At 69.9% G+C, this 16,660-nt stretch carries 17 protein-coding genes and 1 tRNA gene; 1 reads left to right on the forward strand and 17 read right to left on the reverse strand.

Annotated elements, in window-relative coordinates:
* Positions 1-107: 107 nt before the first annotated feature.
* The 8 genes from CQ047_RS09935 to CQ047_RS09970 all read right to left on the reverse strand — a co-directional run bounded on the left by CQ047_RS09935 (position 108) and on the right by CQ047_RS09970 (position 7,405).
* Positions 108-3,461 carry an ATP-binding protein gene (locus tag CQ047_RS09935; protein WP_105674893.1) on the reverse strand — a complete coding sequence of 1,118 codons (3,354 nt, stop codon included), beginning with the start codon at positions 3,459-3,461 and terminating at the stop codon, positions 108-110.
* A complete protein-coding gene (locus CQ047_RS09940) occupies positions 3,458-4,120 on the reverse strand; it encodes a DUF4194 domain-containing protein (RefSeq protein WP_105674756.1) in 663 nt (220 codons plus the stop codon). Before CQ047_RS09940 ends, CQ047_RS09935 begins: the two co-directional genes overlap by 4 nt.
* A complete protein-coding gene (locus CQ047_RS09945; RefSeq protein WP_105674758.1) occupies positions 4,113-5,576 on the reverse strand; it encodes a DUF3375 domain-containing protein in 1,464 nt (487 codons plus the stop codon). The genes CQ047_RS09940 and CQ047_RS09945 overlap by 8 nt, the downstream gene beginning before the upstream one ends.
* Before the next feature lie 40 nt (positions 5,577-5,616).
* The gene (locus tag CQ047_RS09950) at positions 5,617-5,856 is read right to left on the reverse strand and encodes a toxin (protein ID WP_105674760.1); all 240 of its coding nucleotides are present in this window, start codon (positions 5,854-5,856) and stop codon (positions 5,617-5,619) included.
* Positions 5,853-6,116, reverse strand: a complete 264-nt coding sequence (locus tag CQ047_RS09955) for a ribbon-helix-helix protein, CopG family (protein ID WP_105674762.1) — start codon at positions 6,114-6,116, stop codon at positions 5,853-5,855. Before CQ047_RS09955 ends, CQ047_RS09950 begins: the two co-directional genes overlap by 4 nt.
* 91 nt (positions 6,117-6,207) lie before the next feature.
* Positions 6,208-6,504 (reverse strand): hypothetical protein, encoded by a 297-nt coding sequence (locus tag CQ047_RS09960; RefSeq protein WP_105674764.1) that lies wholly within the window; start codon positions 6,502-6,504, stop codon positions 6,208-6,210.
* A gap of 146 nt (positions 6,505-6,650) precedes the next feature.
* A tRNA-Arg gene (locus tag CQ047_RS09965) sits at positions 6,651-6,723 on the reverse strand.
* A gap of 64 nt (positions 6,724-6,787) precedes the next feature.
* Entirely contained in the window at positions 6,788-7,405 is a 618-nt protein-coding gene (locus CQ047_RS09970) for an asparagine synthase (protein ID WP_105674766.1), read from the reverse strand.
* 134 nt (positions 7,406-7,539) lie between these two features.
* On the opposite strand from CQ047_RS09970, the gene CQ047_RS09975 reads away from it, so the two are divergent.
* A complete protein-coding gene (locus tag CQ047_RS09975) occupies positions 7,540-8,379 on the forward strand; it encodes an SDR family oxidoreductase (RefSeq protein ID WP_105674768.1) in 840 nt (279 codons plus the stop codon).
* 1 nt (position 8,380) lies between these two features.
* On the opposite strand, the gene CQ047_RS09980 is transcribed toward CQ047_RS09975, so the two are convergent.
* The 9 genes from CQ047_RS09980 to CQ047_RS10020 all read right to left on the reverse strand — a co-directional run bounded on the left by CQ047_RS09980 (position 8,381) and on the right by CQ047_RS10020 (position 16,493).
* A complete protein-coding gene (locus CQ047_RS09980) occupies positions 8,381-9,238 on the reverse strand; it encodes a hypothetical protein (protein ID WP_258132584.1) in 858 nt (285 codons plus the stop codon).
* 5 nt (positions 9,239-9,243) lie between these two features.
* Positions 9,244-9,489 carry a hypothetical protein gene (locus tag CQ047_RS09985; protein ID WP_146114312.1) on the reverse strand — a complete coding sequence of 82 codons (246 nt, stop codon included), beginning with the start codon at positions 9,487-9,489 and terminating at the stop codon, positions 9,244-9,246.
* Positions 9,490-9,563: 74 nt separating this feature from the next.
* Positions 9,564-11,801, reverse strand: coding sequence for a cation-translocating P-type ATPase (locus tag CQ047_RS09990; RefSeq protein WP_105674774.1), 2,238 nt, complete (start codon positions 11,799-11,801; stop codon positions 9,564-9,566).
* 9 nt (positions 11,802-11,810) lie between these two features.
* Positions 11,811-12,020 carry a heavy-metal-associated domain-containing protein gene (locus CQ047_RS09995; protein ID WP_181155899.1) on the reverse strand — a complete coding sequence of 70 codons (210 nt, stop codon included), beginning with the start codon at positions 12,018-12,020 and terminating at the stop codon, positions 11,811-11,813.
* Positions 12,021-12,123: 103 nt separating this feature from the next.
* Positions 12,124-12,780 carry a GntR family transcriptional regulator gene (locus CQ047_RS10000; RefSeq protein WP_105674776.1) on the reverse strand — a complete coding sequence of 219 codons (657 nt, stop codon included), beginning with the start codon at positions 12,778-12,780 and terminating at the stop codon, positions 12,124-12,126.
* Positions 12,781-12,911: 131 nt separating this feature from the next.
* Positions 12,912-13,553, reverse strand: a complete 642-nt coding sequence (locus CQ047_RS10005) for an NADPH-dependent F420 reductase (RefSeq protein WP_105674778.1) — start codon at positions 13,551-13,553, stop codon at positions 12,912-12,914.
* A 38-nt stretch (positions 13,554-13,591) separates the two neighbouring features.
* Entirely contained in the window at positions 13,592-14,521 is a 930-nt protein-coding gene (locus tag CQ047_RS10010; protein WP_105674780.1) for a GNAT family N-acetyltransferase, read from the reverse strand.
* Between the two features lie 56 nt (positions 14,522-14,577).
* Positions 14,578-15,102 carry a hypothetical protein gene (locus tag CQ047_RS10015; RefSeq protein WP_105674782.1) on the reverse strand — a complete coding sequence of 175 codons (525 nt, stop codon included), beginning with the start codon at positions 15,100-15,102 and terminating at the stop codon, positions 14,578-14,580.
* 152 nt (positions 15,103-15,254) lie between these two features.
* Complete coding sequence (locus tag CQ047_RS10020; protein WP_219844609.1) at positions 15,255-16,493, reverse strand: low temperature requirement protein A; 1,239 nt, start codon at positions 16,491-16,493, stop codon at positions 15,255-15,257.
* Positions 16,494-16,660: the final 167 nt, after the last annotated feature.

Below are 16,660 nucleotides of genomic sequence, written 5' to 3' on the forward strand. Positions count from 1 at the left end.
ATCGTCGCGAACGGCGGGTCCTCTCGCGGAGAATCCGCCATCCTCGACGACTCGACACCCCTCACGAGGCGCCCCTCGCCCGAGAGGCTTCAGCGCGAAACCCGGGGTCAGGCGTCTTCCGGGAGCCCGACCTTCGCCTTGGCCCAGGAGCGGCCCCTGGTGTCCTTGAGGATGTCGTACTCGACGTCGACGTGCGGCTCGATCGCGCTGTACTTGTCGTTCGGCGCGCCGATGACGAGCTGGAACCCGAGCCCGCGCCAGGCGCCGATCGCCCGCTTCGTGAAGTGCGCGTCGGCCTTGATGAGCGCCTCGTCCATGAACACCGGCGCGTAACGAGGACGCGGGGCGCCGGCGTCGCCGAGCTGGTAACGCAGCGCGGCGCCGACGATGAACGCCACGAGCTCCTGCGACTCGCCTCCGGACTTCTCCCCGATGTGGTCGTAGAGGGCGACGTGCTCTCGCGTGACGGCGTGGATGCGCTCGGCGCTCACCCGCACGTGGTTGCGCACGTCGATGAGCTCCGCGAAGTCCGGAGCGGTGCGCCGCATCCGCCCGATGAGACGGCTCATCCTGCGGTAGACGGCATCGCGCTCGGCATCCGTGGAGGCGGCCTCGATCAGCTGCCTGACCTCGCGGAGCTCCCTGAGGAATCGCTTGCGCGCCTCGGACTGGTTCTCCCGCGGCGCGATCTGCAGCCGGTGATCGTCGTCGTAGAAGGGCAGCTCGGCCATGATCCGGTTGATCGGCTCGATGCGGTCCTTGATCTCGCGACGGGAACGGGCGAGCGTGGAGTCGAGGCTCGTGAGGTCGTTGCCGGAGAGCTTGAGGAGACTGTCCCGCCACTCGATCTCGAGCTCGTGCAACCCGTTGGTCTGCAGCGCCTCCAGGATGCTCTCGAACTCCGCGACCGACTCGTCGGGGTCGGGGAGGATCGTGAGGTCGTTCCAGCGCTCCAGGAAGCCCGTCATGAGCCGGCGCATGCTCTCGCGCTGCTCGTCGTAGGCCTCCGCGGCGGCACGACGATCCTCGAGCAGACGCTGAGCGGCGGTGCGCAGGGCGGTGTCGAGGTGCGCGAGCCGCTGCGCGGCGGTCGGGCTCGCCGCGTCGACGAGCAGGAACCGGGAGTCGAGGAAGGACGCATGGCCGTCTTCCAGCGCGATGCCGCCGGCGTCGGCAGCATCGATGACGCTCTGGCAGGCGTCGACCTCGTCCGTGACCTGAGCCCAGTGCGCCTGCGCCTGCTCCAGGTCGCTCGTCAGCCGAGCCTCCTCCTGGCGGAGACGACCGGCGCGGACCTTCAGCTCATCGGCCTGCCGCGTGAGCTGCGCGATCTCGGGGTTGCCCTCGGTGACCTCCGCCTCGACGGCGAGCCAGCGCGTGCGCTCCGCCTCGACCGCGGCGACGTCGATCTGCTCCCAGGTGAGATCCTCGATCCTCGCGAACGCCTTCGAGCGCGCCTCGATCCGGTCGAGCGCGGTCTCGGCATCCTGCGCCGCCGACGCCGCATCCTCGTACCGGGAGGCGAGCTCCTGCAATTGCTCGTCGAGCTCGCGCAGCCGACGATCGTTCGTGAAGCCGAGCAGGTTGCCGCGGCCCTGCCCGCCGTGCGCGCCGCGGCTGCCCTGCGACACCTGCCCGGTGATCGTGAGCGCCTTCTGGTGGTCGCCGAGCTGCGTCGAGGAGTCGACGCAGGCGTACCCGAAGCGCTCCTGCAGACGCTGCTGCAGCCATCCGGTGAACGGGCTCTTCTGGTGGTCGAGGCGACCGGGGAGCGTCTTCGCGTCTGCGGCGCGCAGCTCGGCCAGCCCGGTGTGCACGCCCTCGTAGTTCAGCCGCTCCGGAGTGCGGATGCCGTTGATCGCCGCGCGGAAGCCGTCGAGCTGAGCGACGTCGATCAGGAGGGTCCTCGCGAAGCCGCCGAGGGCGAGGTTGAACGCCTCGCGCCAGGGCTCGAACTCGGTGCGCACCTCGACGAGCTCGCCGACGAAGGGCAGCTCGCTCGGATCGAGCCCGGCCGCCTCCGCCAGCATGTTGCGGGACTCGTCCAGGTGCGCGGGGATGCTGCTGCGCATCCGGCTCGTGCGGTCCCGCTCACCCTGCGCACGATCCAGCTCGGACTTCGCCGCGCGACGCGCGGTCTCGGCGTCGGCGAACTCGGCACGCAGGTCCCGCACCGACGTGCCGGGCCCCGCGCTGCGAGCTCCCTTCACGAGAGCCTCGAAGTCCGCCGCAGACGACACGTCGGCGCCGAGCTCCTTCGCGACGAGGTCGAAGCGCTCGCGCTCGCGGCGCACCTCCTCCAGGCGACGCTCGGCGACCCTGAGCTCACGCTGCGCCGTCTCCAGCCGGTCTCCGCCCGACTGGCGCAGCACGTCGAGAAGACCCTCGCGCTCCACGTCAGCCGCCTCGACGAGCGCGCGCTTCTCCCGGACGGAGAGCTGCAGCGAACGCGTGCGGTCGCCCAGCTCCGTCTCGACCTCGCGCAGCAGACCGAGGCGACGCTCGGCGATCCACAGTGCGGCGAGAGACGACGGCTCGGAGAACACGCCCACCTCGTCGATCACGCGCACGCGCTCTGCTGCCGCCGCGATCCGCTCCTTGATGCCGCGGATCGGCTCGAGCGCGCTCACCTGCTGCTTCGCGGTGAGCATGCGCGTCCGCGTGCTCTCGAGTTCGTCGAAGTGCGCGACCACGGCATCCGCCGTCGCCATCGTCTCCGGCTCTTCGAGCACGAGCTTCTTGTAGAGGTCGTCGACCGTGGTGATCTGCTGACCAGCCTGGATCCGCGCGAGGAGGCTGATCGCCTTCGCACCGGAGCCCGCGGCGCCGATGCCGAGCACGGCGTGCAGGCGCGCGGAGAACTCGCGATCGGTGGCGAGGGTCTCCAGCCCGGCGTCGCGGACGGCGGCGTCGGAGAGGCGCTGCGCCGCGGCCTGCTCCAGCCGCGCCAGATCGAACGGGCCGTTCACGGTGGCGCGCACGCGGACGGTGTCTTCGAGGACGCGCGCGTCGGCGGGGATGTACCACGCCCGCACCGCCGTGAACCGGGTCCCGTCGTGGTCGAGCCACGTCGTCGCGATCGCGCTCCAGGTGTCTTCGCCGTCTCCGCGGAGGACCCGCAGCTTCGTGCCGTCCTCCGTGCGGGACTCGTCGATCTTGCCTCGGCCGTAGGACAGGATGTTCCGCTGCTCGTCTCCGCGCGGGCGTCCGGTGACGCCGCCGTTCGATGCGCCGTTGAAGGGCGTCGTGTGCGGCATCATGAGCGCGATGTAGGCGTCCATCAGCGTGGACTTGCCCGATCCCGATCCACCGCAGAGCAGGGTCGCGTAGGGCGAGAACCGCACGCGGTGCGGTCCGCCGTCGTATCCGCCCCAGTTGATCAGCTGCAGGTCTTCGGCGACCCACTGCTGCCCCCGCGAACCGGCGGGGATGAGCCCGAAGAGCGTGTCCACCATCGTCATCGCGCGACGACCTCCTGCGATCGCAGCCATTCTCGAAGCTCCTTGAGCGTCTCCGCGCTGAGGACGACCTCGACGAGGGCGCTGATCCGGTAGCGCCCGCTGGTCTCCTCGTGCACGATGCCCTCTCGGTCGAGGCGGTCCAGGGCGTTCCTGATCGCCTTCTGCTGCCTGGCCGTGCTGCCCTCGACCTCGGTGAAGTAGCTCAGCACGGTCTGCTCGACGTCTTCGACATCGATGCGGACGGACGCCTCGCCCGCGGCCGACTCGCGCTGGTAGACCGTGCGCAGATGCACGAGCACCAGGGTCTCGGCGCGCGAGTACGGGGTGTCCTTGAGGAGGACGGGCATGTCGATCTCGTCGGAACGCAGCTGCTGCTTGTAGGCGAAACCGCGGCCGTGGTCGACGACCAGACGGAGGTACAGGTCGTTCAGGCGCGACTCGATCACCTGCTGGTGGTCGAGCAGCAGCGTCCACTCCCGGCGGTTGCGCTCGGCGGCGATGAACCGGCGCTGGAGGATGTGCACGAGCACCCGTCGGATCTCGGGATCGAGCGTTCCGCGGTCGCCCGGGAAGTGCTCCTCGATGTCGTCTTCCATCGCGATCGGGGAGATGAACGGATCATCGACCGGCGCCGCCGTCTCGAAGTCTTCGTCAGTCATGTGCTTCTTCCTTCGTGGTGCGCGCCGTGACCGCACCGAACGCGAACCGTCGCGTGGTGCCGTCCGGACGCAGGGCGACGACCACCGACACGTCGTCGCCCTCGCTCATGCCGTTGCGGTGGGCGATCTCGAGGAGGCCGAGGAGGTCGACGGGGCGACGGGTGTCGTCTGCGGCGTGCGCGAACGCCGTGCCGAGGTCGAACTCCTCCCCGAGGCCGGCGACGTACTCCTCCAGCTCCGCGTACCGCGGCCCGCCCCAGGCCCTGGTGTCGGCGTCGACGAACTCGACGTCGACGGCATCCGCGAGCGGAGCCGGCGCTCCGGGCGGGCGGACATCGCTCGAGGTCTGCCGGAGGTGGCCGAGATCGACGAGCGGCATGCTGCGCACCGGCTCGGCGACGGACCCCGCACCGCTCCATGCGTGGAGGCCGGCGATGACGTCGCGCAGAAGGTCGTCGATCTGGCGGTCCCGCAGGGGGTCGTAGGTCTTCACCTGTCCTGTGATGACGTGGGATGCGCGGCGCTGCGCCGCCAGCACCTCCTCGACGCCCAGCTCGACCCGTCGGCCGATCGCGTCGAGCTCGGCGCGACGGCTCCCGTCGAGCATCCGCGCGAACGGCTGCCGGAGCAGGGTGTGGAGCTGGTCATTGAGCGCGTCGATGCGCTCCGGGTCGCCGATCAGCCGCAGCGCGCCGGAGAAGGCGCGCCCCTCGGGGGTCGACTGCATGACGTCCTGCGCACGCTGCAGGTACTCGCGGAGCACCTCGCCCGTCGGCCGTTCGTCACGGCGCAGATGGGCAACGACGTCGCGCTGCATCGCCTTGAGCGACTCCGCCACGCGGGTGAAGTCGGCCGGCAGCTCGCGCGCCAGGTGGAGGACGTTCTCAGCCTCTTCGAGCAGTTCCTCGTCGTCGAGGGGGTCGGCATGGCCGGACTCCTCGATCCGCGCGATCTCCGCGTCGAGCAGGGCCCGCTCCTCGTGGAGGCGGGCGAGACGACGTGCGGGGTCGGCCTCGGCACTGTCGGCCAGGTGCTCGACAGCCTCGAGGAGGGTCCGCACACGGGAGTTGGAGACGCGAGTGCGTCCGCCGCCCGTTCGCCCGGCGATCTCCAGCGCCTCCACCGCGTGTGCGGAGAGACGGTACACCTCGACGTCGTCGTCGATCTGCTGCACGAGCCAGCCCAGGCGGACCCAGTGCCGGCACACGTCGCGACCGCTGCCCGCAGGAACCCGGCGGTCGTCTTCGTCGTAGCCCGCCGCCCTCAGCTCATCGAGCACCTCGGTCAGCTCGGCATGGGCTTCGGCGATCGGGACGGAGGCGCGATCCGCCGTGAACAGGATCGAGAGGGAGGCGACGACGAACGGCGCGAATCGGCCGTGGAGAAGGTCGAGGGTCGGCGTGCTGAACGCCGTGACAGCGCGGGAGTACGCGGCCTCGGCTCGGGATGCAGTCACACCTTCGAGATTATCCTGAGCGGCGGACGGCGACCGCACCTCACGGAAGCAGGTCGAGCATCTGAGGCCGCGCCTTCATCGCGTGAATGACGAGTTCATTGCCGCTGTCGAATACGAGGACCACGGTTTCCAGCAGTCTCCCCTGGGTATCGAACCCGAGCCTCAGCTGGCGGGATGGCGTGTCCTCGTCAAGATCTTCGATCCACAGAGGCCAGGATGCCGCCTGCCGCGCGTCGCCCTCCAAGATGCCGTGCTTGCGCGCCGAATCGTGGATGTTCACGCAGCGTATGCGGCGAGCGCAGCCCGAATCAGCTCAGACCGAGTCGTGTGGTGCCGTGCCGCACTCGCATCCAGCTCAGCGAGCTCCTCGCTCGTCAACCGTAGCGCGACGACCTGCGACGGTTCAGCCCCCCGGCCGGGTCGTCCCCGCCCGCGCTTCTTCAGCTCGGCGACGTCATACCCGGCTTCTGCTTCTGCGGCCCAGTCGGAGATCTGCTGCTCTGTGACGGGAGCCCCGTTGATCGTCTCACCTGCGCTCATAAGATAAGCGTAATACGAAACTCACGCGTGAACCAGACCCGCCACTGCCACCTGCAGGCCCCGGCGACAGAACAGTCGGCAGTGCGAGCGACTACCGCTCTTCCCCTGATGCGGGCGCTCTCTCCCGGGCGAACTGACGCGTCACCTCCACGGTGCCGAAGACGAGGGTCAGCACGAAGATGAGATCGAAGATCACGGCGACGACCGTGAATGAGATCCTCTCCGTGTCCGTCTGAGCGATCTCGCCGAACGACCCCAACACGGCGACGACGGTGAAGCACGCGGCGATCGCGCCGAGAGGCACAAGAGTCACGACTCCCCACACGATGCGTCGCGCCGCCGTGCGCGGCGGTCGGCGCAGACCCGCATGGAAGAGACCGGAGGACACGCTGCCGATACTATCGGCCGTCCTCTGTCGGATGACGGCCGCAGACGGCGCTCCCGCCGCTCGAACCGTGGGACTCACAGCGCCCGTTAACGCAGAAACGGCCCCCGCCGAAGCGGAAGCCGTCTCATCACTGTCTCAACACAGTGTGCGCCCGAAGGGACTCGAACCCCTAACCTTCTGATCCGTAGTCAGATGCTCTATCCATTGAGCTACGGGCGCCCAGCCCGCTCAGCGGGCCGTGGAACAGCCTACAACAGTCTCCGCCGGAAAGCGAAACGGGGCCTCAGTCGCCCTTCGACGCCCCCTTGGAGGCCTTCGCGGACTCCTTCTCGGCCGCCTTCTGCTGCTTCTTCCTGCGCTTCTCCTTGGCCCGCTGCTCCGAGGACAGCGCCTGCAGATCGACGAGCCTCAGCGCCTGCATCCGCGCCTCGCGCATGCGCTCGTAGTCCGGGTCCTGGTCGGGGCGCATGCCCTCCACCTTGAGGCGACGATCGAGGTTGTGGCGCACGTCGGCCCACGCGGCCTTGCGTGCCTCCTCGACGATCACGCCGAGCTCTTCGGGGTCTTCCATCATCTCGCGCAGCTTCGCGGCGACGCCGTGCGACTGCTTGGCTCTGCGCTTGAGGTTGCGCACATCGCGATCGCGATAGTCATGGGTGCCGACCGGGTCGGAATGACGGCCGCGAGCACGCTTGCGGAGGGCGTTCAGCGCCTTCTCCGACTCCTCGGCCTCCTCGGCCATCGCGCGGAGGGCCTCACGGGTGTCGGCGATGTACTTCTCGGTGTCGAACACGCCGTCCTCGGCGATCGTCCCGACGAGGATGTGGTTCTTCACGGCGAGGCGCGCGGCAGAGGTCGCGATCGCGACGCCCTCAGCGATGGCATCCGCAGTTCGTCCCACCGCAACCTCCTCTCTCACGAGCGTAGCGGTTCCCCTCCCCCGGCTGGTCGGTCAGAATGGATCACGATCAGGAACTCCCCGCCTGCGACGAAGCACGAGGGCGCACACCCGGAAACGCGCCAGGAGGAGGATGCATGCAGCGTCTCGCCCTTGCCGGAAGCACGACCGTCATCACCGGCGCCGCCAGCGGGATGGGCGCCGACATCGCGCGCCTGCTGGCCGCCTCCGGCGCGCATCTCGCGCTCATCGACCACAACGCGGAGGCGCTGGATGCCGTCGCCGTCGAACTCGCCGGCACGACCGTCACCACGCACGTCGTCGATCTCCGCGACGACGACGCCGTGCTCGCGGCATCCGCCGACATCGTCGACGCCCACCCTCGGATCAACGCGCTGATCACCTGCGCCGGATCGTCGATGCTCGGCAGCCTCGAGCAGCTGACGATGGAGGAGATGCGCTGGCTCGTCGACGTGAACCTCTGGGGCACGGTGTCGATCACGAAGGCCCTGCTGCCGGCGCTCAGGGCGGCGCCGGCCGCGCACATCACGCATCTCGCCAGCGTGTACGCACTGGCAGCGCCGGCGGGGCGCATCCCGTACTCGCTGAGCAAGTTCGCCGTCCGCGGTTTCTCCGAGGCCCTGCGGCACGAACTGGAGGGCACGTCGGTCACCGTCGGGGCGGTGTACCCCGCTGGCGTCCGCACGGGCATCATCCTGCACGGTCGCTATGCGGCCGCGATCGACCCGGCGGTGGCGGCGAGGGCGGCCTCGGCGCAGGCGGCCATGTACCACACCGAGCCTGCGGATGCCGCGGCGCAGATCGTCCGCGCGACCGAGCGGCGCCGCGCGCGCACGATGGTGGGCAGGGAGGCCGGGCTCATCGACGTGCTCGTGCGCCTCGCGCCGCGCTCCTACTGGAAGGCGATGCGGCGGCCGCTCCGCGAGGCGATCGACACGACGACCCCGATCTCCTGACTCAGCGGACCGCGCCGACCCAGATCCCCGACGCCCAGGCCTGCTGGTCGGCGTCGCATCCGACCGCTCCGGGGAAGCCGCGGACTGCGGCCATGCAGTTCGCGAGGAACTCCGGGTCGCTGCCGAACATGGTCTGATACGTCGATGACGAGGTCAGCGCACCCCACACCTGGAACTGGTAGATGTGCGCGAGTTCGTGCGCCATGGCCCAGTTCAAGCGGTCGGCGCTCCAGCCGACGATGCCGGCGCTGTACTTGATGTAGCCGTTGCTGTTGGCGCACGCCGCCGCGCTCCCGCCCGCGCACGAGGTCGACTCGTACAGACCGACCCCGGCACCGCCGACCCGGTCGAGCGCCGCGCGCACCCGCGCATAGCCGTCCGGCCCGCTCGACGACCATGCCGGCCCCCCTGGTCCGCTCCGGGCCGACTGGGCCGCCTGCCACGTCGCCACGTCGCCCGTCACCTTCGCCGTGAGCGCATGCACCGTGGCGGTCGCGGCCTGCACGACCGCGGGGTCCTTGCGCTCGGCCAGCACGGACTGCTGCGCCGACAGCGCCGAGGCCCTGGTCGCCGAGGTGTCGATCTTGCCCTCAGCGCCGCTCAGCGCCGAGGTCAGCGCGGCGACCTCCGTGGTGAACGCGGGCCTGACGGCGAGCACGGCCGCCCTGTCCGCAGCATCCTTCTCCGCGGCATCGATCAACCCGTGCAGGTGGTCGGAGCGCCCCTGGGCGTCGTCCAGCGACGCCACGACGGCTCGCAGCTGGGCGACGGTCTCCGCCCGCTCCGCATCGAGGGCGTTCGCCCGTCCGACGACGCCCGCGGCGACGACGACCGCGAGGGCCGCCGTGACCGCCAGCATCCGCCTCACTGCAGGAACCCCGTGACGTCGGAGAGCTGCGCGTCCTGCTCGGCGATCTGCGACTGCAGAGCCGCCAGCTTCTCGGACAGCCCGTGGTTCGCGGCCCGCAGCTCGGCGACCTCCCCGCGAGCATCCTCGACGGCGGTCTTGGCCTCCTGCAGAGCCGCTACGCGCTGCTGATCCGCGGACACGACGACGACTCCGCCGCCGATCACCAGCAGCCCCCCGACGACCACCGCGATACTCCGCATCTCGCTCCCCAGAACGCATGACTTCCGGAAAGAATCCGTGTAGCGCTAAATATAGCTCCGCGCCTGGGGCGCTCCTAGACCGTTCTCATCCCGGGCGCGGCGCTGCGGAACCGACGCAGCCGGAGGCTGTTCAGCACCACGAACACGCTGGAGAACGCCATGGCGGCACCCGCGAGCATCGGGTTGAGCAGACCGAGAGCCGCGAGCGGGAGCGCCGCGACGTTGTACGCGAGCGCCCAGAACAGGTTGCCGCGGATCGTGCCCAGCGTGCGGCGCGCGAGCCGGATGGCGTCGACCGCTCCCCACAGGTCGCCCCGCACGAGCGTCAGATCGGATGCCTCGATGGCGGCGTCCGTTCCCGTTCCCATGGCGATGCCGAGGTCGGACGAGGCGAGAGCCGCGGCGTCGTTCACGCCGTCGCCCACCATCGCGACGACCCTGCCCTGCGCCTGCAGCGCGGCGACCTCGGCGACCTTGCCCTCGGGGAGCACGCCGGCGCGCACCTCGTCGATGCCCACCTGTGCGGCGACCTGCCTCGCGGCCGTCTCGTTGTCGCCCGTGAGCAGCACGGGGGTGAGGCCGAGGCCCCGCAGAGCCGCGATCGCGTCGGCGCTGCTGGGCCTGACCTGATCGGCGACGACGAGGATGCCGCGCACCGCACCGTCCCACGCGACGGCCACGGCCGTGCGCGCCTCGGACTCCGCACGCCCGAACGCCGCGGCGAGATCGGCCGGGAGATGCAGCGCCCAGTCGGCGAGCAGCGACGGGCGCCCCGCGATCACGGCGTGCGTGTCGACGACCCCCGAGACCCCTCGACCCTGCGCGTTCTGGAAGTCGGACACGGAGGGGAGGTCGCCGAACTGCTCGACCGCAGCGCGCACGATGGCCTGCCCGATCGGGTGCTCGGATGCCTCCTCGACGGCGGCCGCCAGCCGCAGCAGCTGCAGACGGTCTTCGCCGGCTGCGGGGACGACATCGAGCAGGGTCATGCGTCCGCTGGTCACCGTGCCGGTCTTGTCGAGCACGATCGTGTCGACTCGGCGCGTGGACTCCAGCACCTCGGGGCCCTTGATGAGCACGCCGAGCTGGGCTCCTCGCCCCGTGCCGACGAGGAGCGCCATGGGCGTCGCGAGACCGAGCGCACAGGGGCACGCGATGATGAGGACGGCGACGGCGGCGGTGAACGCCGCAGCGGCACCGCCTCCTGCGAGGAGCCACACGGCGAGGGTCACCGCGGCGATCGCGAACACGATCGGCACGAACACGGCCGACAGGCGATCGGCGAGGCGCTGCGCCTCCGCCTTGCCCGACTGCGCCTCCTCGACGAGCTGCGCCATGCGAGCAAGCTGCGTGTCGGAGCCGATGCGCGTGGCCGTGACGAGCAGGCGGCCGCCCACGTTGACCGTGGCGCCGGTGACAGTGTCGCCCGGCGTCACCTCGACGGGGACCGACTCGCCGGTGAGCGTCGAGGCGTCCACGGCCGACGAGCCGTCCCGCACGATGCCGTCGGTTGCGATCTTCTCACCAGGGCGCACGACGAACACGTCTCCGACGAGGAGCTGAGACAGCGGCATCCGCGTCTCGACACCGTCTCGGAGGATCGCGACGTCCTTCGCACCCAGCTCTCCGAGTGCCCGCAGGGCGGCGCCCGCGCGGCGCTTCGACCGCTGCTCGAGGAACCTCCCGAGCAGCAGGAACATCGTCACTCCGGCGGCGACCTCGAGGTAGATGCTGCCGAGCCCGTCGCCGCGCTCGATCGTGAACCGGAACGGGTGGGTCATCCCCCACATGCCCGCAGTGCCGAAGAACAGCGCGTACAGCGACCAGAGGTAGGCGGCTGTGACGCCGACCGAGATCAGGGTGTCCATCGTCACGGCGCGGTGGCGGGCGTTCAGCCAGGTCGCGCGGTGGAAGGGCCAGGCGGCCCAGGTGACGACGGGGGTGGCCAGCACGAGCGACGCCCACTGCCAGCCGGGGAACTGCAGCGGCTCGACCATCGCGAGGACGATCACGGGGATCGCCAGCGCCGCGGCGACGATCAGGCGCAGACGCAGGAGCCGATACGCGGCATCGGGCTCACCGTCTTCCTCCTCCCGCGGGAGCGCGGCGGAGTAGCCGGTGCGCACGACCTCGGAGATGAGGTCGTCGACGTCGATGCCCGGAGCGGCCTCGACGTGCGCCTTCTCGGTCGCATAGTTGACGGATGCCGTGACCCCGTCGATGCGATTGAGCCGCTTCTCGATGCGCGACGCGCACGACGCGCACGTCATGCCGCCGATCTCGAGATCGTAGGTCGCTCCTGCGCCTGCCATGATCGCCCCTCAGGCGCGCGCGGCGCGGTAGCCGGCCTCGTCGACCGCGGCCAGGACGGCCGCGTCATCGAGCGCGGAATCGGAGGTCACGACGAGCGTGCCCGATGCGGCGCTGACCTCGATGCCCGTCACTCCGTCGAGCTTGGCGACCTCGCTCCGCACCGAGCCCTCGCAGTGCCCGCAGGTCATCCCGGTGACGGCGTAGGTGGTGGTGTTCATGATGTGCTTCCTCTCGGCAGTGTCCCGAAGGTCGGAACCTATACCCCCTAGGGGTATCTGCCTATCGACAACGATACGCCCGAACCGGCTATTCCCGCAAAGCTCAGATCGCGTAAGCGACGTTCCCGAGACGCGCCTCTGCGGCCGCCTGGCCGGACGCCAGATGCTCCGGAACGAGTCGCCGGAGAGCCTCGACGTCACGCGCAGCCACCGCGTCGAGGAGGACCCGGTGCTCTTCGGCCATGGCCAGCAGATCGTCGTGCTGACCGAACAGCCACCTCAGACGCGTGACGAAGACCCCGATGAGCTCGGCGAGCATCGAGTTGCCTGCGAGGTCGGCGGCGACGCCGTGGAAGTGCGCTGCCGCGATGCGGGCGGCCTCGGCGTCGCCCGTCTGCGCCGCGAGGAGCTCGGTCTCGTAGGCGGCGCGCAGCCGGGAGAGCCCCTCGTCGTCGTGGCGCTGCGCCGCGAAGACGAAGATCAGGGTCTCGATGGCCTCACGGACCTCGCCGAACTCCTGGATGTCCTGGTGGGTGAACTCGCGCACCACGGCCCACGTGCGCGGCCTCGAGACGACGATCCCCTCGGCGACCAGAGCACGGATCGCCTCGCGGACAGGCAGCCGCGAGACGTCGAGCTCGGCGGCGATGTCGCGTTCCACGAGCCGTGCTCCCGGCACCCGCCGCCCCAGGATGATGTCGTCGCGCAGCACGCTCGCCACTCGCACCGACTCGAGTTCGCCGGCCCCCGCCTCCGTCATGCTCGAATTCTCTCACCATGCGGAAGCCGACAGCAATCTGGTATTCCAACGGCACGCATGGATCTCCCGCCCGGACACGAAGAAGGGGAGCGGATGCCGCAGCATCCGCTCCCCTTCGCGCCGCCGCCCGCTCAGGGCAGGCGGTTCGCGATCGCCAGGTTCGCCCGCAGCTCATCGGCGTTCTGCCGGACGACATACGCCGGACGGTCGCGCTCGACCCGCCAGGACTCGCTGAGCGGACCGACATTCACCGCGTCGAATCCGATCTCGTCGTAGAAGCGCGTGACGAAGGCGACCGCCTCCGCGTCGTCTCCGGCCACGGCGAGCGCACGGCGGTTCTCCGAGCCCGCCGGAGCGCCGTCGGACGTGATGTCCGCCGCGAAGATGTGGTTGAAGGCCTTCACGACCTTCGACGTCGGCAGGTGCCGCTGGACGATCTCGGATGTCGTCGTCTCACCCTTGTCGAGCGCCTCGATGCGCCCGTCGCGCTCGAAGTAGTAGTTGTTGGTGTCGAGCACGACCTTGCCGGCGAGAGGCTCGACGGGGATCTGGTCGATGGCGCGCAGCGGCACCGTCACGACGACCGCGTCACCCGCCTCGCCCGCTTCGACCGCCGTTCCGGCCTTCGCACGCGGACCGAGCTCCGCGACGAGGTCGGCCAGCGTCTCAGGTCCCCGCGAGTTGGCGATCACGACGTCGTACCCGTGAGCCACCGCGACGCGCGCGATCTGACTGCCGATGTGTCCTGCACCGATGATTCCGAGAGTTGTCATGCAGGGGGAAACCTCGCGCCCCTCCACGTATTCCCGTCTCAGAGATCAAGGAAATACGACTCCTCGACGCGTCGGTACCCCAGCCGCTCGTAGAGCTCGATCGCGCCGGTGTTGAAGCCGAAGACGTGCAGTCCGACCGAGTCGGCCCCGAACGCCCGAGCCTCCCGCTCGACGGCGAGCATGAGCGCCCGCCCGTATCCCCTGCGCCGCTGGTCGGCCGCCACCTCGATGTCGAGCACGAAGGCGTGCGGGCGGTCATCACGCAGGCGCGCGCCGATCCACAGGACCCCGACCTCGACCCCGTCGACGGATGCCGTGAAGAACGACTGGCCCGCCGAGTCGAGCCCGTCGGGGAGCTCGAGCTGCATCTGGCGGTGGGACTCGGCGACCGCTTCCTCGGGGGTGTAGCGCCCGGAGTCGACGAGGTCGCCGGCGAACGCCGCCTCCGAGGCGTCCGCGTATCCGGGGAAGCGCTCGGCCGTCATCGGCGCGACCACGACGTCGTCTTCGGCTGCGCGCTCTGGCAGGGGTTCGAGGACCATCTGGATCGAGGCGAGGGCGAATCCCCTCCCGGCGATGAGGGCGTGGCCGGCCTCGTCCTGCGGAAAGAGCCCGGTGCTGAGCCGTGTGGCGCCCTGCTGACGGGCGATGGCCACGATCTCCGCGAACAGCTCGTCAGCGGAGAACACGTCCTCGACCGCGAGCTCGAGGACGAAGAGCTTCTCCCCCGCCAGCGCCAGCCACAGCGTGCCGAGCTCGCGAGCGCCCTCGGTGATGACGAGGACGCGGGCGGCCGGCGAGTCGACGCCCTCGGGGAGCACCTCCGCGAACACGCGCGCGGCGTACTCGACGGCATCCGCTCCGACCCGGTAGCCCGAACGCCGGGAGCGCTCCACGAGCCGCGCCTCGGCAGCAGCGCTCCACTCGTCGAACCGGTCGGCGGGCAGAGGAGCGAGCTGGATCGACATGACTCCATCATGTCGTCTGTCAGCCGTCTTCGGTCCCCGTGCCGGTCGGGCGTCGGCTACCGATTGACGAGCGGGTTCCCGATGGCGGGAACCTCCACCATCTCACCCTTGGTCACGGAGTCCGCGTACCCGCCATCGGCGTTCTTCTCCGAGAGGATCAGCACCACGCCTCGGATCCGCTTCGTCGTCGACTTCACGACGATGCGCGGCTCGGTGTACCCACCGCCTCCGTGCGTGTAGAAGGTGCAGCCGTTGTCGTCGGACGAGATCTTGACCTTCTTGCTCGTGCCGTCGGTGAAGAAGATCTTCGCGTCGAGCTGCGCGTTCTCACCGTCGCCCTTGCCCAGGACCGGGCAGTTGTCGGTGACCGCGTTGTAGACCCGGAAGGAGTACGCGCTCGTCCACTGGAGGTATCCCCACGCAGTGGCCTTGCCGTCCGGCGACTTCTCGAAGGTCGTCTCCACACGGAAGCTCGTCTTGATCTCGCTGGCCGAGGCCGGCGCCACGATCCCCAGCGACAGGATGCCTCCGAGCGCGAGCCCTGCGGCGACGATCCTCGCCGTTCGTGCGCGTTCCTTCATGTCTTCCCCCTCATGCGTGTGACGACCCGACGAATCGCGAGCCCGAGCCCCATCATCCGCTCAGAAGATCGCCGCGTCGATGGGGAGGAGTGCCCATCGGGAGTCACTCCCGTTCGCGATGAGTGACGTGGCTGTCGTGCGCGCTCCGGACGTCAGCTCGACGCGCGAGCCCCCTCCTCCACCACCGCGGCGAGCTGCGCGTCGAGCGTGCGCCACGCCCCCAGTTCGAAGGAGAGCACGATCGTGACCGGGGAGATCACGACGACCAGCAGGCACGCCCACAGCGGCCAGCCGATGGCCGCGAGGAGCACGGCGACGACGGGAAGAGCGATCACCGTCGCCTGCAGCGGAGTGTTCGTCGGCATCGCGGAGACCAGCCAGGCGTGCAGCAGGTAGAGCGTGACCATGAAGATCAGCACGGGCACCGCGATCGAGGAGATCGCGACGAGGGTGCTCACGTGGTAGTGCTCGTCGTAGACGTAGCCGATGACGTGCAGCCCCGCGCCGACCGCGGCGATCGCCGCGAACAGCAGGATGTGCCCATACCCCCATACGAGAGCCTTCGACCGGCGGACCGCAAGGATGGGCGCGCTCGGCACGAGGAAGTAGACCCACCACAGCGCGAACGCCATCAGGACGCCGAGGCCGACGACCATGATCGACGAGACCGTCCAGCCCTCCGCCGCCGTGATCGACTGCGCCGCCGCGAGGGTGCCGAAGACCGTCTCCCCGAGAGCGATGATCGTGAGCAGGGCGTACCGCTCGGCGATGTGGTGCGGATGCCACGGCGTCGCTCCGCCCCCGTAGTGGGCGCCCTTCGCCTCCGCGAGGATCGGGCTCGACCAGTCGATCGCGAGCACCACGATCGCGGCGAGGACGAAGCCCAGCGGATCGAGCGGGAGGAAGATCAGCAGCACCCATCCGATCTGCGCGATGCCGATCGACACGGCGTAGGTCTTCGCGACCGCGCGGTACTTCGGGTTGCCCTGGGCCGCTCTGAGCCACTGCGCGATCACGGCGACGCGCATCACCACGTAGCCGGCGACCATGACCTCGTTCTGCACGGGCTGCCCGCGCTCGATCGACGCGAACATCGTCGGCAGGCCGATCGCGAGCACGATCACTCCCGCCATCTGCACCATCGTGAGCACGCGGAACAGCCAGTCGTCCGTGTCGAACGCCGACGCGAACCAGGAGTAGTTGATCCAGGCCCAGATGATCGCGACCATCGCGAACGCGAACGCGCCGATCCCGGCGAGGATGTCGCCGTGAGCGATGGACGATGCGAGCGCGTTGCCCGCGACGCCGAAGGCCGCGACGAAGGTGAGGTCGAACAGCAGCTCCAGCGGCGTCGCCGCGCGATGCGACTCGGTGGAGTCGCGCCCCGTCATGCGCCTCAGACCGTGTCGGTAGTAGCTCGGTGTGGACAAGATGAAACCCCCAGATGCCCCAGTGTGTGGGAACACGATACTGCGACTCCGGACGCCGGGTCACACGGAGCCGCGCTGTCCAGTCCGCCGCAGGGCGCGGGTAGGCGAACTGGCCTGCATCGCCACCC

The sequence above is a fragment of the Microbacterium sp. MYb72 genome, assembly GCF_002979415.1.
In the GTDB taxonomy this organism is placed as follows: domain Bacteria; phylum Actinomycetota; class Actinomycetes; order Actinomycetales; family Microbacteriaceae; genus Microbacterium; species Microbacterium natoriense.